The sequence below is a fragment of the Bradyrhizobium sp. YR681 genome (genome assembly GCF_000282615.1).
Lineage (GTDB): Bacteria > Pseudomonadota > Alphaproteobacteria > Rhizobiales > Xanthobacteraceae > Bradyrhizobium.
Window position 1 is genome coordinate 1 of record NZ_AKIY01000224.1, and the last position, 19,395, is coordinate 19,395.

Below are 19,395 nucleotides of genomic sequence, written 5' to 3' on the forward strand. Positions count from 1 at the left end.
TCCACATCGTCATTGCGAGCGCAGCGAAGCAATCCAGAGTCTTTCCGCGGAGGGATTCTGGATTGCTTCGCTGCGCTCGCAATGACGGAGTGTGAGGCTACACCGTCGGCTGTGCCGGCTACGACCTCGCCGTCCACATTTTGCCCCACCGCGCCGACACGCTCGCGACCCATGAGGTCTCCTCGCGCACCAGGCGGAAGCCGAGATTGGCGGGTGGGGTGCCCTGCGCGCAGCCACCGGCGCGGGCGTCGCGGATGAAGTCGGTGACATAGGCGCGATGCGCGCCTTCGGCGATGCGCACGCCGCAATTCACGGTTGGTTTGCCGGCCGCGGTCTCGTCGATCCGCGAGCGCGTAAAGCAGGTCGAGGTCCACTCCCAGACATTGCCGGCGATGTCCGCGATGCCGTGCTCGTTCAGACCGAACTTGCCGAACGGATAGGCCGTGGTGTCGGAGAGGTCGCGCTCGGATTCGCGTTCATAGCGGCTGAGCCAGCGCTTCGAGGGGTCGTCCGCGTCCACCGGCGCGCCGTCGTCCTTGAACCTGGAGCCCGCCGCGAAGGCCCATTCGGCGTCGCTCGGCAGGCGGTAACGGTGACCGGTCTTGCGCGACAGCCAGGACGCATAGGCTTCGGCATCGTGCCAGTTCACCTGCACGGCGGGACGGTCGAACGCGAACGCGACGCCGCGGTCGAGCGCGCGGCAGCCGCCATCCTGCACGCAAAGCTGATAGTCGGCGGAGGAGACCTGCTCGCGCATGATGTGAAGCGGCTTCGTGAATTGCATCGCGCGCAGCGGCGCGTCCGCCTGCCGTCCGGCACGGATGAAATCGCCGGCCTCGCGATAGGAGAGGTGGCCCGGCGCGACCCTGACGATGGCCGGCTCCATAGCCGTGCCGTGTACGGCCACGTCAGAGACCAGCGGCGCGACGGCGATCGGTCCTGCGAGCCCCGCGGCGCAAGCCAGCGCCAGTTTCAGCTTGAATGCGATCAGCATGGTCGTCCCCCGAACGAAGAAGGGCCGGTGATGACCGGCCCTTCGTCGCGTCTAGTTGGTGTTAGAGGGCGGTATCTCCGCAGGCGCCTTCACTTGGGTCATCAGATCGTCGTTCCACTTGCCCTCGACCTTGAAGTGCGCGGTGGCGCCGAGGTCGGCGGCCTCGATCAGATTATGCGTGACATAGGCGTAGATGCCCGGCTGCATGAACTTGTACAGCGCCGCTCCCGCCGAGCCGCCGCGGATGAACCACGTCTCCAGCCCAACCTCGGGTGCATTGCCGAATTTGCCGGTCTCCCAGACATAGTCGCCGTGGCCGCCGATCAGGTGCGGGCGGCTGTCGCGGTTGGCCTGCGAGTGCACGATCAGCACGTTCTCGCCGACATTGGCGGTCAGCGCGTTCTTGCCGGTGAGCGCGCCGGCCTTGCCGTTGAACACGACATGGGAGGGGATCAGCTTCTTCATCACCTCTTCGGTGTCGGTGAAGGCTTCGCCCGGCGAGTCGTAGGACTTGAAATTGCCCTTCTCGTCGCGCGGCACGTACATGTCCTGCTCGCCGACATAGTAGACCTTGTCGTATTTCAGGGCATGGTCCTTGCCGTCGTTCAGTCCGTCGCGCGGCAGCACCATCACGGCACCGTTCATGCCGGAGACGACGTGCCAGGGGATCATCGGGCCGCCCGGCGCGCAGTGATAGACGAATACGCCGGTCTTGGTCGCCTTCCAGCGCAGCACGACCTGCTCGCCGGGATTGATCAGGGTGAGCGCACCGCCACCGAGCGCGCCAGTCGCGGAGTGGAAGTCGATATTGTGCGGCATGGTGTTGGTCGCGGGATTGACCAGCGTCGTTTCGACGTAGTCACCCTCATGCACGACCATCAGCGGACCCGGCATCGAGCCGTTGAAGGTCATCGCCTGGAAGGTGGTGCCCTTCTCGTCGATGACGACCTTCTTCTCCTCGATCGTGAGCTTGAACTCCACGATCTTGGGGCCCTGCCGGGTCGCCTGTTCATGCGCATGCACGAACGGCGGAGCGACCAGCTCGACCTTTTGACGCGGCAGTTTGAGATCCTCGGCGGCGAAAGCGGGGGTCGCCAGCATCAGGGCGGTCGCGGCGGCGCTGATCAATGCGGCTCTGCGGGTGAACATCGGAAGCATCCTTCGTCTGAAATGATTTTGATGACGGATGCAGTGTGCGCCTGTTGCGGCAAGAGTGTTTGCGCTGCGACAAGCTTTCGCCGGATTCGCTAGAGCAGCTGGATCGCCATCCAGACCGTGCCCCAGAGCGCGAGCGTCAGAGCGGCAAGGACGGCAGCGGTAATCGCCAGAGCACGGACGGTAAGGCTGAGGCCGGTTGTGGGCGCGGCAGGGCCGGGACGAAAATCGTCGTAGCGCGGGATATGGCCGCGAATACCGGTGAGCCAGAGAACGAGATCGAGCGCAAACGACGCCATGGCCTATCTCCCTGAGGGCAGTGGTTAAACGTCACCATGGCCCCGATCCGGCGCTCGAACTTTGAGCGAGCGCAAGGTCGTTGGTCCGAAAGCGGGTAAGTTGAAGATTATCCGGGACTTGCCGCGATCATTCGCGGTCGTGATTTACGAATGGGTAAGACATGCGACTTGATCTCGCAGCGAACTACGGCGAGGAGCGTCTGCCGCGCTACACGAGCTATCCGACCGCGCCGCACTTCTCGCCGTCAATCGGCGCCGACACCTACGCCCGGTGGCTGGCCGAGCTTCCTTCGGCGGCCAGCGCGTCACTTTATCTGCATGTGCCGTTCTGCCGCGAGATGTGCTGGTACTGCGGCTGTCACACCCAGATCGCCCGCCGCGACGAGCTGATTGCGGCCTATCAGCGGACGCTGCTCCGCGAAATCGGGGAGGTCGCCAAGACCATCGGCCGCCGCATCAAGGTCGAGCACATTCATTTCGGCGGCGGCACGCCGACGATCATGGCGCCGGAGGCCTTTGCCGAACTGATGGCGGCGATGCGCCATTCGTTCTTTGTGCTGCCTTCGGCCGAGATCGCGGTCGAGATCGACCCGCGCACGCTGACATCGGAGATGGTGGAGGCCATGCGGCTCTCCGGCGTCAACCGCGCCAGCCTCGGGGTGCAGAGTTTCGATCCCATCGTGCAGCGCGCGATCAACCGCATGCAGAGTTATGAGCAGACGGCATCCGTCGTCGACATGCTCCGGCACGCAGGCATTGCGGGGATCAATTTCGACCTGATCTACGGGCTTCCACACCAGACCGTCGCCTCGTGCCTCGATACCGTACGGCGTTCGCTCAAGCTCGCGCCCGACCGCTTCTCGGTGTTCGGCTACGCGCACGTGCCTGCGTTCAAGCGGCACCAGCGCATGATCAATGAAAATCATCTGCCTGACGGCCTCGGGCGTCACGATCAGGCCTGCGCGATCGCCAACGCGCTGAAAGAGGCTGGTTATGTGCAGATCGGACTCGACCATTTCGCGCGGCCCGGCGACGCCATGGCCGTGGCCTTCGAGGACCGGACGCTGCGCCGCAATTTCCAGGGCTACACCACCGACAAGGGCGAGGTCCTGCTCGGCTTTGGCGCGAGCGCAATCGGACACCTGCCGCAGGGCTATGTCCAGAACGAGGTGCAGATCGGCGCCTATGCCGAAAACGTCACGTCCGGACGCCTCGCGACCGCCAAGGGCTATGGGCTCACCGACGATGACCGGCTGCGTGCCGATATCATCGAGCGTATCATGTGCGAGTTCAGTGCCGATCTCGGCGACATCTGCGCGCGCCATGGCGCGGAGGCCGAGGCAATGCTGCAATCGGCGTCGCGGCTGAAGCCGCTGATCTCGGACGGTGTGGTGAGGCTGGACGGCGACCGGATCGCGGTCGCGAACGATTCGCGCTTCCTCGTCCGCAGCGTCGCCGCCGCGTTCGACGCGCATCTGGATCCGGGCAAGCAGTTGCATAGTCGGGCGGTGTAATCTCTCTCCGTCATTCCGGGGCGCGCCCTGGCGCCCGGGAATGACAAGGCAGCTTGTGCTCCAACAAAGAAACCGCCGCCCGTTCCGCTATCGTCGTTTCGGAACGGAGTTGTCCATGCCCTTTCGATCCGACGATCTGGTCGATGACATCATGCGAACGGCGCCGCATACGATCCGCGTGTTTCTCGCCTTCAGGCTGGCCTGTGTCGGCTGTCCGATCGCGACATTTCACACGGTGGAAGACGCCTGTCGCGAGCACGGCATCGACCGCGACAAATTCCTCGCCGCGCTGTGCGACTGCGTGCCGGCGTGAGGCGGGTCGGAGTTCGCGCGGGTCGCGCGCGGGCTCCCGGGTGAGGGCGGGCTTGCGCCGTAAGCGCAGGCGCCCCTCACCCCTATCCTAGGCAGAACCGCCGTCCGCCGTGCGCTCCGCCAGCACGACGATGCCATGCGGGTCGCGCAGGATGATGCGTTGGCGGCCGCTCTCGACGAGGCCCTGGCTCTCCCAGCCGCTGAGGATGCGGCTGACGGTGTGCAGCGTGGTGCCGGTCATCTGCGCGATGTCCTGGCGGCTGATCGGGAAGTCGATCTCGATGCCGTGGTCGAGCTTCTTGCCCGACTGTTTTGCGAGCCGCAGCAGCGCATGGGCGACGCGCTGCTCGACCTGCTGGGTCGACATTTCCAGGATGCGCGTGTGGCTCTCCTGGAGCCGCGCACCGACGGTTTGCAGCGTGTTGGCGGCAATCGCCGGAAACCGATCGATCAGCCGCGGCCAGGCCGAATTCGGCCAGATCAGCACGACGCTGTCGTCGACCGCCAACGCAGTTGCCGGATAGTGCGGCGCGCCGATCGCCATCGCGAGCCCGAAGGTCTCGCCGGGCGCGACATAGCGCACCACGATCTGCTCGCCGGTCGGCGTGGTCTTGGCCGCGCGGACGTGGCCGTGCAGCAGCAGGAAGAAGGATTGCGCGTCGGCGCCCTGCTCGAAAATCGCGGTGTTCCTGGGATAGCGCGCCGAGCGGGCCTCGCGCAGGATCTCCTCGAGGTCATCAGGCCTGACGCCTTCGAACAGCGGCAAATGCGCAACCAGCGATGTGTCGACCTTGGCCATTCCGCCTCCTTCGCGCTCGGGAGTGTGATGGCACCTGCAATCGTCCTGGTGTTTGCGATAGCGCAAAACCGGCCAGTCGCGGCGGCAGTATTTTCAGGCAACGGACTGAATTGACAGGAGTTGCCCCATGGCTGGCGCCCGATCCCGCACCTTTGAGGGCTGGCCGCTGTTCGCGAACAGCTTTCGGCCCTTCTTCCTGCTCGCTGCCATCCAGGCTGGGCTGTCGATCCTGGCCTGGCTGCCGATGTTCTATGGCGAACTGTCGGTGACATCGGCCTTCGCGCCGCGCGACTGGCACGTCCACGAGATGCTCTATGGCTTCCTGCCGGCCGTCATCACCGGGTTCCTGTTCACGGCGATTCCGAACTGGACCGGGCAGCTGCCGATCCAGGGGGCGTCGCTGGGCGCGCTGCTGGTGGTCTGGCTCGCCGGGCGTGCCGCGGTGACCTTGTCCGCCGAACTCGGCTGGACGTTTGCACTTGTGGCCGACGCCGCCTTCCTGGCGCTGGTCGTCGCGGCCGCGACGCGCGAGATCGTCGCAGGCGGCAACTGGCGCAATCTGCCTGTGGTGATCCTGGTGCTCGTTCTGCTCGCCGGCAATGTCGGCTTCCATCTCGAAGCGCATCTTGAAGGCGCGGCCGATGTCAGCATCCGCGTCGGCATCGGGGTGGTGGTGCTCATGATCTCGCTGATCGGCGGACGCATCATTCCGAGCTTCACCCGCAACTGGCTGGTCAAGTTCAATCCCGGCCGCCTGCCGGTGCCGTTCGGCCGCTTTGACGGCATGGTGGTCGGATCGAGCGCGCTGGCGCTGATCGCGTGGATCGTGGCGCCGTTGAACATGATCACCGCCGCAATGACGGCGCTGGTCGGCGCGCTGCATCTGATCCGGCTGGCGCGCTGGGCCGGCGACCGCACCTGGCGCGAACGGCTGCTCCTGGTCCTCCACGTCGGCTATGTCTTCGTGCCGCTGGGCTTCCTCCTGCATGCCCTGGCCGGGTTAGGCGCATTGCCGCCGAGTGCGGGCATTCATGCCTGGATGGCGGGCGCGGCCGGAACCATGACGCTTGCGGTGATGACGCGCGCGAGCCTCGGTCACACCGGACAGGCGCTGACGGCCTCACCGGCGACGCAGGCCATCTATGTCGCGATTGTCGTCGCGGCGCTGGCCCGGATCGCTGCCGTGGCGTGGCCTGTGCATAGCGATGCACTGCTGCACATTGCGGCCTGCGGCTGGGTCCTCGCCTTCGTCGGCTTTGCGATTGCGTTCGGTCCGCTGCTCGCCGGCAGCAACCGGCGCGCACTTGCCATCATGGGCGTGCCCGTCCCGGCACGTTAAAAATTCTTGCTGGCGTAACAAGCGCCGTTATCGATCCGAAACTATCATTCGAGGTGCGCCTGCTGTTGGCCGGCGTGGAAACGCGATTGAGGAATGGATCGAAAATGATCGGCGAAGTCGTTGTGATTGGCGGCCTGAATCTGCGGGATGGCGTCTCGCTCGAGGAATATGGTCGACTGGGCGAGCGCATGTACAATATTGTGAGCGGCCTGCCGGGCTTTCTGTCGGTCAAGTCGTTCAAGGCCGACGACGGTGAGGAACTGACCGTGTTCCGCTTCGCGTCTGAGGCGGCACTCGAAGCCTGGCGCACACATCCGGAGCATATCGAGGCGATGAAACGCGGGCATGCCGAATTCTATGCCAGCGGCCTATTGCAGATTTGCAAGGTCATCCGCGAAGTCGGCCCCTTCGAGCACACATGATTTGAGTGTGAGCTAGGCCGCGGTTGCCGAGGGTACGGCGTCCGGCCTTGCCAACGGACGCACGCCCTTGCGCCATTGCGTGATGGTGCAGCCGAAGCGGCCGCGGAACCAGCGCGCCATCGCGCTCTGGGCGGAGAAGCCGAGCTGCACGGCAATCTCGGCCAGCGGCCGGTCGGGATCGTCGATCAGCTGGGTCACGAGATCGGCGCGCTGCGCGTCGAGGATGGCCGAGAAGCTGGTGCCCGCCTCGGCGAGATGCCGGTGGATGGTACGGCGGGTGCAGGCGAGGTGCTCGGCCACGCGCTCGACCGTGCAGTCGCCGCCGGCGAGCAGGGCCCGCACGACCTCGTCGACCTTGCCCTCCCAGCTTGCCGGCCGGGTCTCGATCGCCTCGATCCGCTTGCGCAGATAGCTCGCGATCAGCGGATGCGCGCTCGGAATCCGGCGCTCCATGTCGTACGGCGACAGCAGGATCGCATCGTCATCGGCGTTGAATGTCACACGGCAGCCGTAGAAGTCGCGGTAGCGTTTGCGATCGAGCGGCGGCGGATAATGCAGATGCACCTCCTGCGGCCGCCAATCGCTGCCGAACAGCGACTGGATGATGCGGTGAATGCTGCCGAGCGCCATGTCGATCGACTGCCGCGGTGCCGTCGGCTGCCGGCCGCGCAGATGCAGCCGGATAGTCACGGTCTGCTTGTCCCTGATGACGTCGAGCTTCATGCCGTCGTGATGAATATGGATGAAACGCGAGAATGCTTCGATCGCCTCGCCGACGGTCGCCTGTTCGCGCACGATCAGGCCGACCGCGCCGAAATTGGTCAGGCCGCCGCGCTCGGCGAGGCGCAGGCCGAAATCTTCGGCACCCGAGCTCTCTGCCGAGAGTTCGAGCAGACGGCGCAGGCCCGTGACGGCAATGGGGGTATCCGGCTTGTCGAGGCAGGCCAGCGGCAGCCTGACCTTGCGCATCATCTGTTTGGGGTCGAGCCCGACCGACCGGGCGACCTCCGGGTAATAGCTCAAGCCTGCGCTGCGAATGAGGTCGGTCATGCCAACCGTTCCTGCCAGCCATTCCCGCAGATGTCCCCAAATGTAAAGTTTCTGTCCCGATCCGTCAAATCCGGGAACGGGGTGGAACATACATAAGTGAAACCGAAGCACTGGCGCGAATGCCGTGCGCACGATGGCGGGGCGCGATGGGGCCCCCGGCCGTCTCGGACCATTTGACCAAGACATTATTGGAACGGGATTATGCCGGGAAACATGCTTTCCAAGGGTGAGGTATTCGTCATCGACACTGACGCCGCCTCCCGCGAACAAATCTCCAACGCGCTCCAGCACAGCGCCTATGACGTGATCTGCTTCGCCGACGGTGCGTCGCTGCTGTCGGAAGCCAGGGCGCGGATGCCGGCCTGCGTGCTGCTGGAGATGCCGCCGGATCGCTCAGGCCTCGACGTGCTGAAGCGGTTGCGCGAAGAGAATTGCATGGCGCCGGTGCTGGTGACGTCGGCGAACGGCAGCATCGCCATGGCCGTCGACGCGATCAAGAGCGGGGCGACCGACTTCATCGAGAAGCCGTTCCGCACCCACGACATCATTGGCCGCATCGATGCCGCCATCGACGAGGTCGCGCAGCCCGGTTCGAGCCGGCAGCGCTGGCTGCCCGGCTGCGAGCCCCTGACCTTGCGCGAAGGCGACGTGCTCGAGCACCTTGCCGCCGGCCTCACCAATAAGGAGATCGCCCGCCGCATGCATCTGAGCGCGCGGACGGTCGAAGGCTACCGTGCCGGTATCCTGAGGAAGGCCGGCGCCAGGAACGTGACAGACCTGCTTCGCCGCGTCTTCGGTCAGGGCTCGCCGACCCAGGCTTAACGGTCTGGCCGGGGGACGACGACACGTTCCGCGGCCTTGGTGCCGCCCCAGCGGCGCCCCACGGAAACCCCAATCGAACCAGTTCCTTCCCTGCCGCGTCCAATCATGTTGGCGAGGCATTTGATCGCGCGTCCGGCTGGCGGCGCCGCGATACGGCAGGAGGGACTTTGATGCGCATCACCGCAAGATGTTTGGCAACGACGAGCCTGGTTCTGGTGACCACGGCGTTCGCACTGCCGTCATGGGCCGCCGATGTGGATGCCACATCGGCCATCGACACCGTTACGGTCTATCCCGATGGCGCCACCGTCACCCGTATCATTGCGGTCGACCTGCCGTCCGGTGACTCGACGCTGATCGCCAGGGACTTCCCGCTTGGTCTCGACACCTCCTCGATCCGGGTGGAAGGTGAGGGTGGAGCAAAGCTCACCATCGGCACGATCGATGCGCGAACGCCGCGTGCGGCGCCGGTCAATCTGCCCGAGCTGGAGAAGCGCATCGAGGCGCTGAACGACCAGCGCGCCGACCTGCAAGGCGCGATCGACTCGGCCAATGCGCGGCGCAAATTTGCGGAGCACTTTGCGGAGGCGTCCCCCGCCGGCATCGGCGACAAGGGCGAAGCACGGCCGATTGCCGAATGGCGCACGGCCTTTGCCGCGGTCGGCGAAGAAATTGCGAGCGCCGATACCGCCGTTCGCGACGCTACGCGCAAGATGCGCGAACTCGATCGGCAGATCGCCCAGCTCGAAGTCGAGCGCAAGGCCAAGCCGCCGAGCAAGCTCGAGGTCCGCATGGACATTGCAGCGGCAAATGCAACGAAGGCCACTTTGCGAGTCTCCTATAATGTGCGCAATGCGCGCTGGTTGCCGCTCTATGACGCCCGGCTCGACACCGGCGCGAAGGATCGCAAGCCGCAGCTCGATCTGGTCCGCCGCGCGGAGGTGACGCAATCGACCGGCGAGGACTGGTCGAATGTCACGCTCGGTGTCTCGACGGTCCGTATCAGTCGCGGTGGCAGCGCGCCGGAGCTGAACTCATTGGTGGCGCAATATCCGCAACCGCCGAGGCCAACGGCGCTCGGTGCGGCTTCCGAATTGGCGCGGCCGGCGGCAGTGATGCGCCAGGTGCAATCGCCCGCCATGGCCAAAGTTGCGGACGCGCTTGAGCGCGTCGACGAGCAGCAGGCCGTAGCCGAGATCGGCGACTTCCAGGCCACCTTCAAGATTCCCGGCCGCGTCAGCCTCGGCGCCGCCGATGGCGCCAAAGCCTTGCGCATCGCGTCGATGACCGTACCTGCCGACCTTGCGGTTCGCGCTGCGCCGGTGATGGACCCGACCGCCTTCCTCGAAGCCAGCTTCAAGCAGACCGACGACACGACATTGCTGCCGGGCAAGGTCGCGATCTATCGCGACGGCGTCTTCGTCGGCCGCGGCAAGCTTTCGGCCTCGGCCAAGGACGACATTGTCCGGCTCGGTTTCGGCGCCGACGACAAGGTTCGAATCGAACGGTCTGTGCTCAAGCGCAACGAAGGTTCGGCCGGCCTGCTCGTGACGACGTCGAAGACCGACGAGCGTTCGTTCAAGACGACGATCCGCAACGGCCACGACTTCCCGATCAAGGTCGCGATCGAGGATCAGCTGCCGGTCAGCGAGAACGAGGACATCGCGGTGGAGATGCTGCCCGCGACCACGCCGCCGACCGCAAGCAACATCCGCGACAGACGCGGCGTGCTGGAATGGTCGTTCGACGCCAAGCCGGGGGAGGTCAAGGATATCAACTTCGCCTGGCGCATCCGCTGGCCGAAGGACAAGAGCATGGTGATCGTGCCGGCGGGGTAGGTTGCCACGAAGGAGATGCGCTCCCTCTCCCTCTTGCGGGAGAGGGTTGGGGTGAGGGCTCTCTCCTCTGGGGGGAGCGTCTTCGTTGGTGAGACACCCTCTCCCGCAAGCGGGGGAGAGAGCGGACCTTCACTGCGGCGCAGGTGGCGCGGCCCGCATCGATTGCGGCAGCACGTAAGGCACGCCGTCGGCCTGATGGACCACGGCGTCGATCTCGAAAATGTCGCGGATGATCTCGCGCGTGACGATGTCCGCGCGCGGGCCGTCGGCGGCGAGCCTGCCGCCGTTCAGCACGATCAGCCGGTCGGCGAAGCGGATCGCGAGGTTGAGGTCGTGCAGGATCGCGATCACCGCGGTGCCGCCGGCTGCGCGGCGTCGCGCCGCTTCGACGAGGTCGATCTGGTGGCGCAAATCGAGGCTCGAGGTCGGCTCGTCCAGCAGCAGCAGGCCCGGTCCGTGCTCGGCCTCGCCGCAGGCGAGCTGCACCAGCACCCGGGCGAAATGGGCGCGCTGCTGCTCGCCGCCGGACAAGGTCGGCAATTGCCGTTCGCGGAAATGCGCTAGGCCGACCTCGTCCAGCGCGGCATCGACCAGTGGGCCCGCTTCGCGCAGGCTGCGCTCGCCCGCGCCCATCAGCACGATCTCCTCGACCGTGAACGGGAAGGTGACGTTGATGTGCTGGGACAGCATGGCGCGGCGCGCGGCAAGCTCGCGCGGCGTGTAGCTGCTGATACCGCGCTGCTTCAGCCGCACCTCGCCCTTGCTCGGGCGGAGGTCGCCGGAGAGCAGCCGCAGCAGCGTCGACTTGCCGGCGCCGTTCGGGCCGATGATGGCGACCATCTCGCCGGCTTCAACGGCCAGGCCGACGCCATCGAGCAGCGTCGCGCGGCCGGCGCGTTTGCCGAGGTCGCGCGCCTCGATCACGGCACTCATAGCGAGGCGAGCCCGCGCTGGCGCAGCAGGATGCCGAGGAAGACAGGCGCGCCGACGGCTGCGGTCAGGATCCCGATCGGCATCTCCGCGGGCGCCACGATGGTGCGCGCTAACGTATCGGCGCCGACCATCAGGATGGCGCCTGATAGCACCGAGGCCGGCAGCAGCAGCCGATGTGTGGGTCCGATGACGAGGCGCAAAAGATGCGGCACGACGATGCCGACGAAGCCGATGACGCCGCTGATCGACACTGCGACCCCGGTCATGGCGGAGACCATGACGATCGAGATCCGCTTGAGACGCTCGACGTCGACGCCGCCGTGAAAGGCGTCGGCCTCGCCGAGCACCAGCAGGTCGAGGCCGCGCGCGATATACGCACAGGCGCCAAGCCCGATGACGAGGATCGGCGCGAGCACGGCGGTCTTGGTCCAGGTCGCGCCGCTCATCGAGCCGAGCAGCCAGAATGTAATGTCGCGGAGCTGGCGATCATCGGCGATGAAGACCAGGAGCCCGATGCCGGCATTGGCGATGGCGGTGATGGCGACACCGGCGAGCAGGAAGACCGCGATCGAGGTTCGCCCGCCACGGCTGGAGATGCCGTAGAGGATCGCGGTCGCCGTCAGCGATCCGGCGAAAGCCGCAAGCGGCAACAGCTCGCTCTGGAGGAAGCGCAGCGTCTCGCCGAAGCGCGAATCGGTGAAGACGATCGCGCTTGCAGCCGCCAGCGCGCCACCGCTGGAGACGCCGACCAGCGCGGGGTCGGCGAGGGGGTTGCGGAACAGACCCTGCATGATTGCGCCGGCGGCGGCGAGAAGTCCGCCGACCATGGCTGTCGCCGCGATGCGGGGAATGCGGATCGACCACAGCACGAGCTGGTCGCGGGCCGTCATGGCATCGGCGGTGCCGGCAATGCCCAGCGCGGCAGGAAGTCGGGACAACGGAATGCCGGCTGCGCCGACCGTCAATGCGACGATTGCAGTAGCCGCGAGCGCCGCAAGGAGCACCGGAATTGCAATCGACGCAAACCGCCGTCCCGTGCCGGCGCGCCGCCGCGCGTCCGTCCCGATCGCCGCGCTCATTGCCGGCAATTCGCCGCCGACAGGGCCGACGTGAACGTCCCGCCCTGGCCGGCCAACGCCGGATAGAGCTTGACGGACAGATCTCGCGCGGCGGCAGCGGTGCGTGGCCCGAAGCCGAGCAGGTACAGCCCGTCCATGGCGATGAAGCCCTTGTTGGCTGCGACAGGCGTCAGCGCAAAGCCGGGATGGGCATAGACCGCCTCGGCCTGGAGCGTGTCCTTGCCGCGCTCGATCGACAGCACGAATTCGGGCTTGGCCGCCACGATTGCCTCGTCGGCGATGGTCTTGTAGCCGTCGTAATCGTCGACGGCGTTGGTGGCGCCCGCGAGCTGGATGATCTCGTCCGCCGCGGTCTTGTGACCGGCGACCATCGCCCGCCCGTTCAGGAGCGACATCACGAACATCACCCGTACCGGCTTCGTCACCTTGGCGCGCAGCGCGCGGAGCTGCGCCAGATCGGCGCCGACCGCGCTCGCCAGGCACTCGGCGCGCGCATCGACGCCCATGGCGTGGCCGACCAGCCTGATCTTCCCGATCAGGCCGTCCTCGGAGAAGGTCTCGGGCACCAGCACCAGCGGCACTTTTGCCGTCTCCAGGATCTCCATGGTTTCGCGCGGGCCCGACCCCTGGATGGCGAGGATCAGGCTGGGGTTGAGACCCAGCACGCCCTCGGCCGAGATCTGGCGCATGTAGCCGACATTGGGTTTGTCGTGCAGCGCCGCCGCCGGATAAAGGCTCGTGGTGTCCACGCCGACCAGCCGGCTCTCCAGCCCCAGCGCATAGAGGATCTCGGTGATGGCTCCGCCGATCGAGACCGTGCGGGCAAAGTCGGCAACCGTGACGTCACGATTGCGCGCGTCGTGCACCGTAATACCGGCGGCGTGCGCTGAGGACGCGAACGCGAGCGTGCCTGATAGCAGGAGGTTTGTGAGCGTGCGACAAAATGTCATTGCAGGTTACTTCGTCAGGATCAGCTTGTTTTGCGAGGTCAGGCGGAGGCGGTAGCTGTCCTCGCCATGCGCGATGATGATCTCGCGCTCCTGCGCAAAGAGCTCGCGGCTGTCGATCCGGCTCCCTCGCACGGTCAGAGTTCTCGTTGTTGCAGAAGGGTTTTGGACCGCTCCCGCCGCAGCGCCGCCATTGTCTCCCGATGGTGCCGACATGATGAGTGTGATGCGCTTTCGAAGTTTCAGGTGCCGCTTGTTTGTATAAGCGGCACGAAGCGCATTCCAACGGCGGCAATTTACAATCGATATAAACTGCAACCTTGTGACATTGACCGCCTGAGTGTTGCCACGTAACCAAATAAGGCGATGCGGGCCGGGGAGTCCGCGCCACAAATAGCCAGCCAGTCGCTCGCCTCGTGCAGCGCACGCCAGCCAGACTTAAGACAATGATGATTGGGTTGGGGTTATGGCTGACGGGGCTAGGTATTCGCGCGCCCTGATTTTGGGCGCGTCGGTGGTTTCAATCGTGGCGGTGACGGCGGAGGGCAGTCTCGCGCAGACTGCATCGCCGCAGGCCGAAAATGCGTCCTCGGATCGGCCGAAGCAGGCCAAGCGCAAGCCGGCCAAGCCGCAAGTGGCGCAGCCGGCAACGCCTGACGTCATGAATGCGCGTGCCCAGGCCGGCAGCGCGGCGCCGGTTCAGGTGCTCGATACCATCACGGCTGCTGCGACCAAGACCAAGGAGCGCGCGATCGACTCGCTCGCGCCGGTCAGCTCGATTTCGCTCGACCAGATCCAGGGGCTGCAGCCGAACCGGCTCTCGGGCATCTTCTACGCCGTGCCCGGCGTGTCGTTCCAGGAGCGCGGCGACGATCCGGCGACGGTCATCAACGTTCGCGGCTTGCAGGATTTCGGCCGCGTCGCGGTCGTCGTCGACGGCGCGCGGCAGAACTACCAGCGCACCGGCCACAACGCCAACGGCTCTTTCTTCCTCGATCCTGAATTGATCGGCGGCGTCGACGTCGTGCGCGGCCCGACCGCGAACATCTACGGCTCGGGCGCGATCGGCGGCCTGGTCTCGTTCCGCACCAAGGACATCAACGACGTGCTGCGTCCCGGCGAGCGCTGGGGCGTCGATCTCTCCGGCACCTACGGCAGCAACAGCAATCGGGGTCTCGGCTCGGCGTTCGGCGGCGTGCGCGCCACGCCCGATATCGACATCTTCGGCGGCGCCGTCTACCGCACGCAGGATAACTACAAGGACGGCAACGGCACCGTGATCGGCAATACCAACAATCAGGTCGAGGCCGGGCTGTTGAAGCTGACGGTACGGCCCGCGCTCGGTCACGAGGTCAAGTTCGGCGCCACCTTCCAGGACTATCAATACACGATCGGCCAGATGAACACCGGCCCGGTCGCAACGGCGGCGCAGCGCGCGCTCTATCAGGGCTCGTCGGTCTACGCTTCCGACGTCAAGAACTACACGGGAACGTTGACCTGGAACTACTCGCTGCCGAGCGACAATCTGTTCGACTCGCACGTGTCGGTCTACGGCAACCGCACTGACCAGGACCAGACCAAGACCTATCATTACTCGACCAGCGGCGCGGCCTATTGCGGCGCGGGTAATTTCGGCAACAACATCTCGGGCTGCGTCGGCGACAAGCGCGGCTACACGCTCAACACGGTGGGCTTCGACGCCAACAACACCACGCGCTTCAATGTCGGGGACTGGCGCAATGCCGTGACTTACGGTGTCGATGCGTTCCAGGACGACGTGATCACCACCGACAGCCGCGGCAATTCCAACATCACGACGCCGAGCGGCATCCGCACGGTGTCGGGCGGCTTCCTGCAGTTGAAGCAGAACTACGGCACCTGGTTCGAAGCCATCAGCGCGATCCGTTACGACCGCTATAATCTGCAGTCGGGCACCACCAACACTGGCGGCGACCGCTTCTCGCCGAAGATCACCCTCGGCGTGACGCCGGTGGCGGGCTTCCAGCCCTATGTCAGCTACGCCGAAGGCTATCGTGCCCCCTCGATCACCGAGACCGTGATATCCGGCGCGCATGCCACCGGCGGCGGCCCGGCCTTCTTCGTCTGTCCGGACGGCACCAGCGGCCTGTTCTGCTTCCTGCCTAACCCGAACCTTCGTCCTGAAGTCGGCAAGAACAAGGAAGTCGGCTTCAACCTGAAATACGACAACATCTTCTCGGCCTCCGACTCGTTCCGCGGCAAGATCAACCTGTTCCGCAACGACGTCTCCGACTACATCGACCTCGTCGCCTCGACGCCGGTCCCGACCGGGTTCGGCTCGTTCAGCCAGTTCTACCAGTACCAGAACATCGCCAATGCCCGCATCGAGGGCTTTGAGGCGGAGACGATGTACGATGCCGGCAACTGGTTCGTCGGCGTCGCCGGGCACTACATCAAGGGCAAGAACGTCCAGACCAATATCGGGCTCGCCACGATCACCCCGCGCAAGGTCGTCACGACCGGTGGTGTCCGCCTGCTCGATCGTTCCCTGGTGCTGTCGGCGCAGTGGGCATCGTACGGTGCGAACAACGACGTACCCACCGGCTATGTCCCTTCGACCGGCTACGAGCTGGTCAACCTGTACATGACCTACGCCGCGACCAGGGACATCGTGTTCTCGGCGTCGATCGACAATCTCTTGAACCAGTACTACCGGCCTTACGCCATTCCCGGCAGCTCGACCGACGGCACCACGCAGAACGACGTGCTGTGGACCAGCGCCGGGGCGGGCAGGGTCTACAAGGCCGGCCTGAAGATTCACTTTGGAGGTGCGTAGCCGGCAGGTTCGCAACACCATCAATCCCGCCGGGCCGCGCTGATGCTCCAGCGCGGCTTCGGCGCGTTTTCGTCTTGATCAGAAGGAGAGACTTTTATGTTCATCGCCATGAATCGTTTCCAGGTGAAGCTCGGCTCGGAAGCGGCTTTCGAGACCGTCTGGCGCACCCGCGAATCCTATCTCGGGAGCATGGCCGGCTTCGTCGAATTCCACCTGCTCAAGGGCCCCGTGCTCGAGGACCACACGCTGTATTCCTCGCATACCGTGTGGGTCGACAAGGCGGCCTTCGAGGCCTGGACGAAGTCGGACGAATTCCGCCGCGCCCATGCGCGCGCCGACAACAAGACCGGCGAAAGCCTTTATCTTGGCCACCCCAAGTTCGAAGGCTTCGAGGTCATCCTGACCGAGCGCAAGACCAACGCGGCCGCTTGAGATCGCGGCCGATCACGAAAGGGAGCCGGACATGCTGAGCACCGATCTCGCCGATCTCAAGGTCTACATGGCCGACAATCCCGGCGCGGTGATCGAGGACGTTGCGCGCGAGCGCAAGGTCAGCCCACGCGCCGTGATCGAGGCGCTGCCCTCGTCGATGGTGCGCATCGGGGGCGGCGAGCATTTCGCCGCCGCCATGCAGGACATCGCGGAGTGGGGTGAGGTCACGCTGATCGTGCATACGGATGACGCGATCTTCGAATTCACGGGCAGCATTCCCGCGGGCGAGATCGGCCGCGGCTATTTCAACCTGATGCAGCCGAAGGGATTGCACGGGCATCTTCGCCACGAGCGCTGCGCGGCCGTCGCTTTCGTCAAGCGTCCCTTCATGGGCAAGAGTTCGGCCTTCGTCGCCTTCGTCAATGCCGATGGCGGCATCATGTTCAAGGTCTTCGTCGGCCGCGACGAGACCCTGGCGCTGCGCGGGGACCAGGTAGCGCGGTTCCGGCAGCTTGCCGACCGTATCGCGGCGTAGGGCGCGGCAAAGCGTCCCTCTATCTGTCGGGAGATCAGGATGCAGGGCATATTCAGGCTTCGGCAAATGATCGTAGCAATCGCGCTGGCGCTCGCGCCGGCGCCGGCCTTCGCGATCGACGAGGCACTGCTGCCACGCAATCTGTCGCCCTGGGGCATGTTCCTCGGTGCGGACATCGTCGTGAAGACGGTGATGGTGGGGCTCGCCATCGCTTCGCTGGTGACGTGGACGGTGTGGCTTGCCAAGTCCGTCGAGTTGCGCCGCAAGGGCGCACTTGCCTTGCAGCGGACGCGCGCGCTCGAGGGCAATATCAAGCTGGCTGAGGCGGCGCAGCGCGCCGGCGACGCCCACGATGCCGTCGCCCAGCTGATCCAGTCCTGCGCGAGGGAGGCAGAGCTGTCCGGCGGCGTGCTCGACGACGGCCTCCAGGAGCGCGTCGCGCTGCGGCTGGAACGCGTCGAGGCGGCGATGTCCCGGCAGATCGCGCGCGGCACCGGCGTGCTCGCGACCATCGGTGCCACCGCGCCGTTCGTCGGCCTGTTCGGCACGGTCTGGGGCATCATGAATTCCTTCATCGGCATCTCCGAGAGCCACACCACCAGCCTTGCGGTGGTCGCGCCGGGAATCGCGGAGGCGTTGCTTGCGACCGCGCTCGGCCTCGTCGCCGCGATCCCGGCGGTGGTGATCTACAATCAACTCGTCCGCGGCATCGCCAACTATCGCGCGCTGCTGGGGGACGCCTCGGCGCAGCTGATGCTGCTGGTGAGCCGCCAGCGCGACCACAGGGACTTCCGCATGGCGCGGGCGGCGGAGTAGGCCATGGCTGCGAAGCTCGGCGCACGCGGGGGATCGTCGCTGAGGCGCGGTGTCCCCGACGATCTCGACGTTACCCATGAGATCAACGTCACGCCGTTCATCGACGTGATGCTGGTGCTGCTGATCATCTTCATGGTGGCAGCTCCGCTCGCGACCGTCGATATCGGCGTCGAGTTGCCTGCCACTGCAGCGGAGCCGCAGCCGCGACCGGACAAGCCGACCTTCGTGACCGTGAAGCCGGATCTCACAATTGCCGTCGGCGAGGACACGATGGCACGCGACGGTCTGGTCACAGCGCTCGCTGCGGCCACCAGGGGCCGCAAGGACGAGCGCATTTATCTGCGCGCCGACAAGGCCGTGAGCTACGGCGACCTGATGGAGGTGATGAACACCCTGCGCAACGCCGGCTACCTCAAGGTCGCATTGGTCGGCCTCGACGGACGCAGCTGATGGCCGCCGCGAACGCCTTCGCCCTGCACGAGCCGCTCGGCGAGCGCGAGACCGCGCGCTGGGGCCTATCGGGTGCGGTGATCGTGGCGTTGCACATTGGCGCCGCGCTGCTGGCGACGAGCTGGCTCAGGTCGCAGCCGGAGCAGGGCGTCAGCCTGCCCGCGATCATGATCGACATGTCCCCGGTGACCTCGGCGCCGCAGCCGACGCCGGACAACGTTGCGCCCGGGCCGGTGATGCAGGAGGCCGACGCTTCGCCGCCGGAACCCGTCAAGCAGCAAGCCGTCGAGGAGACCATCGCGCCGACACCGCCGCAGGAGAAGCCGGACGTGGTGGCGCCGCCGGAGCAGAAGCTGGAGCCGACACCTGCCAAGCCCGAACCTGCGAAGATCGTGCCGGTCGAGAAGCCTGTGCAGGAAAAGCCGAAAGTGGTTCGCCGCGAGGCGAAAAAGCCGTCGGACGCAACGCCCGCACCGCGCACCAGCGCGCCGCCGCGGGCCGAGCGCGAGGCGCCGATGGCCTCTGCCATGAGTGCGGGCGCCGTGGCCTCCGCGATTGCGTCCTACAATCAACGCGTTCGCGCGCACCTGATGCGCTTTCACTCCTATCCATCCGGCGGTAGCGGCCAGCGTGGCGTCGCAAGGCTGAGCTTCACCGTCAGCCGCAGCGGACAGGTCACGTCCAGCCGCCTCGCTGGCTCATCCGGCGTGGCCGCCTTCGATGCCCAAGCGATGTCGATGGTCCGCCAGGCCTCGCCGTTTCCGCCGATCCCGGATGAGATCAAGAACGGCTCGATGGGCTTTACCATCCCGGTGGAGTTTACGGTGAGGTGAGGACCGTCGCC

21 protein-coding genes are annotated in these 19,395 nt (G+C 65.8%); 12 read left to right on the plus strand and 9 right to left on the minus strand.

The window, feature by feature from the left end; genetic code table 11:
- Positions 1 to 118: 118 nt before the first annotated feature.
- From PMI42_RS23675 to PMI42_RS23685, 3 genes are all read right to left on the minus strand, one after another.
- Positions 119 to 994 carry an SUMF1/EgtB/PvdO family nonheme iron enzyme gene (locus PMI42_RS23675; RefSeq protein ID WP_008138755.1) on the minus strand — a complete coding sequence of 292 codons (876 nt, stop codon included), beginning with the start codon at positions 992 to 994 and terminating at the stop codon, positions 119 to 121.
- Positions 995 to 1,045: 51 nt separating this feature from the next.
- A complete protein-coding gene (gene nirK / locus PMI42_RS23680; protein WP_008138758.1) occupies positions 1,046 to 2,143 on the minus strand; it encodes a copper-containing nitrite reductase in 1,098 nt (365 codons plus the stop codon).
- A 98-nt stretch (positions 2,144 to 2,241) separates the two neighbouring features.
- The gene (locus tag PMI42_RS23685; RefSeq protein ID WP_008138761.1) at positions 2,242 to 2,448 is read right to left on the minus strand and encodes a hypothetical protein; all 207 of its coding nucleotides are present in this window, start codon (positions 2,446 to 2,448) and stop codon (positions 2,242 to 2,244) included.
- Positions 2,449 to 2,609: 161 nt separating this feature from the next.
- Between PMI42_RS23685 and hemN the strand changes: the two genes are divergently transcribed.
- Entirely contained in the window at positions 2,610 to 3,962 is a 1,353-nt protein-coding gene (gene hemN, locus PMI42_RS23690; RefSeq protein ID WP_008138763.1) for an oxygen-independent coproporphyrinogen III oxidase, read from the plus strand.
- 115 nt (positions 3,963 to 4,077) lie between these two features.
- Positions 4,078 to 4,275, plus strand: coding sequence for a DUF1858 domain-containing protein (locus tag PMI42_RS23695; protein WP_008138765.1), 198 nt, complete (start codon positions 4,078 to 4,080; stop codon positions 4,273 to 4,275).
- An 87-nt stretch (positions 4,276 to 4,362) separates the two neighbouring features.
- Here PMI42_RS23695 and PMI42_RS23700 read toward each other — a convergent pair whose 3' ends face one another.
- On the minus strand, positions 4,363 to 5,073 hold the full coding sequence (locus PMI42_RS23700; RefSeq protein WP_008138768.1) for a Crp/Fnr family transcriptional regulator: 711 nt from the start codon (positions 5,071 to 5,073) through the stop codon (positions 4,363 to 4,365).
- Between the two features lie 127 nt (positions 5,074 to 5,200).
- On the opposite strand from PMI42_RS23700, the gene PMI42_RS23705 reads away from it, so the two are divergent.
- Complete coding sequence (locus tag PMI42_RS23705; RefSeq protein WP_008138769.1) at positions 5,201 to 6,412, plus strand: NnrS family protein; 1,212 nt, start codon at positions 5,201 to 5,203, stop codon at positions 6,410 to 6,412.
- A 104-nt stretch (positions 6,413 to 6,516) separates the two neighbouring features.
- Positions 6,517 to 6,834: an antibiotic biosynthesis monooxygenase family protein gene (locus tag PMI42_RS23710; RefSeq protein ID WP_008138771.1), complete on the plus strand. Its 318-nt coding sequence runs from the start codon at positions 6,517 to 6,519 to the stop codon at positions 6,832 to 6,834.
- A 12-nt stretch (positions 6,835 to 6,846) separates the two neighbouring features.
- On the opposite strand, the gene PMI42_RS23715 is transcribed toward PMI42_RS23710, so the two are convergent.
- A complete protein-coding gene (locus tag PMI42_RS23715) occupies positions 6,847 to 7,884 on the minus strand; it encodes an AraC family transcriptional regulator (RefSeq protein ID WP_008138773.1) in 1,038 nt (345 codons plus the stop codon).
- 201 nt (positions 7,885 to 8,085) lie between these two features.
- On the opposite strand from PMI42_RS23715, the gene PMI42_RS23720 reads away from it, so the two are divergent.
- Together PMI42_RS23720 and PMI42_RS23725 are read left to right on the plus strand one after the other, a co-directional pair.
- Positions 8,086 to 8,706, plus strand: coding sequence for a response regulator transcription factor (locus PMI42_RS23720; protein ID WP_008138775.1), 621 nt, complete (start codon positions 8,086 to 8,088; stop codon positions 8,704 to 8,706).
- 170 nt (positions 8,707 to 8,876) lie between these two features.
- Positions 8,877 to 10,544, plus strand: a complete 1,668-nt coding sequence (locus tag PMI42_RS23725) for a mucoidy inhibitor MuiA family protein (protein ID WP_008138777.1) — start codon at positions 8,877 to 8,879, stop codon at positions 10,542 to 10,544.
- A 129-nt stretch (positions 10,545 to 10,673) separates the two neighbouring features.
- Here the strand turns inward: PMI42_RS23725 and PMI42_RS23730 are convergent, their stop codons facing one another.
- From PMI42_RS23730 to PMI42_RS40530, 4 genes are read right to left on the minus strand one after another with little or no spacing between them, the layout of a single operon-like run.
- Positions 10,674 to 11,477, minus strand: coding sequence for a heme ABC transporter ATP-binding protein (locus PMI42_RS23730; protein ID WP_008138780.1), 804 nt, complete (start codon positions 11,475 to 11,477; stop codon positions 10,674 to 10,676).
- Positions 11,474 to 12,556 carry a FecCD family ABC transporter permease gene (locus PMI42_RS23735; protein WP_008138782.1) on the minus strand — a complete coding sequence of 361 codons (1,083 nt, stop codon included), beginning with the start codon at positions 12,554 to 12,556 and terminating at the stop codon, positions 11,474 to 11,476. The genes PMI42_RS23730 and PMI42_RS23735 overlap by 4 nt, the downstream gene beginning before the upstream one ends.
- Entirely contained in the window at positions 12,553 to 13,506 is a 954-nt protein-coding gene (locus PMI42_RS23740; RefSeq protein ID WP_008138783.1) for a heme/hemin ABC transporter substrate-binding protein, read from the minus strand. Before PMI42_RS23740 ends, PMI42_RS23735 begins: the two co-directional genes overlap by 4 nt.
- Before the next feature lie 6 nt (positions 13,507 to 13,512).
- Entirely contained in the window at positions 13,513 to 13,719 is a 207-nt protein-coding gene (locus PMI42_RS40530; protein ID WP_035966440.1) for a hemin uptake protein HemP, read from the minus strand.
- Between the two features lie 250 nt (positions 13,720 to 13,969).
- Here PMI42_RS40530 and PMI42_RS23750 point away from each other — a divergent pair, with 250 nt between their 5' ends.
- The 6 genes from PMI42_RS23750 (at position 13,970) to PMI42_RS23775 (ending at position 19,384) form a co-directional block, all read left to right on the plus strand.
- Positions 13,970 to 16,318 carry a TonB-dependent hemoglobin/transferrin/lactoferrin family receptor gene (locus tag PMI42_RS23750; protein ID WP_008138788.1) on the plus strand — a complete coding sequence of 783 codons (2,349 nt, stop codon included), beginning with the start codon at positions 13,970 to 13,972 and terminating at the stop codon, positions 16,316 to 16,318.
- A 96-nt stretch (positions 16,319 to 16,414) separates the two neighbouring features.
- On the plus strand, positions 16,415 to 16,750 hold the full coding sequence (gene hmuQ / locus PMI42_RS23755) for a heme-degrading protein HmuQ (protein WP_008138790.1): 336 nt from the start codon (positions 16,415 to 16,417) through the stop codon (positions 16,748 to 16,750).
- Positions 16,751 to 16,781: 31 nt separating this feature from the next.
- Positions 16,782 to 17,285, plus strand: coding sequence for a heme utilization cystosolic carrier protein HutX (gene hutX / locus PMI42_RS23760; RefSeq protein WP_008138793.1), 504 nt, complete (start codon positions 16,782 to 16,784; stop codon positions 17,283 to 17,285).
- Between the two features lie 39 nt (positions 17,286 to 17,324).
- Positions 17,325 to 18,101 carry a tonB-system energizer ExbB gene (gene exbB, locus PMI42_RS23765; RefSeq protein ID WP_008138795.1) on the plus strand — a complete coding sequence of 259 codons (777 nt, stop codon included), beginning with the start codon at positions 17,325 to 17,327 and terminating at the stop codon, positions 18,099 to 18,101.
- Positions 18,102 to 18,104: 3 nt separating this feature from the next.
- Positions 18,105 to 18,551, plus strand: a complete 447-nt coding sequence (gene exbD, locus PMI42_RS23770) for a TonB system transport protein ExbD (RefSeq protein ID WP_008138796.1) — start codon at positions 18,105 to 18,107, stop codon at positions 18,549 to 18,551.
- Positions 18,551 to 19,384: an energy transducer TonB gene (locus tag PMI42_RS23775; RefSeq protein WP_008138797.1), complete on the plus strand. Its 834-nt coding sequence runs from the start codon at positions 18,551 to 18,553 to the stop codon at positions 19,382 to 19,384. Before exbD ends, PMI42_RS23775 begins: the two co-directional genes overlap by 1 nt.
- Positions 19,385 to 19,395 lie beyond the last annotated feature (11 nt).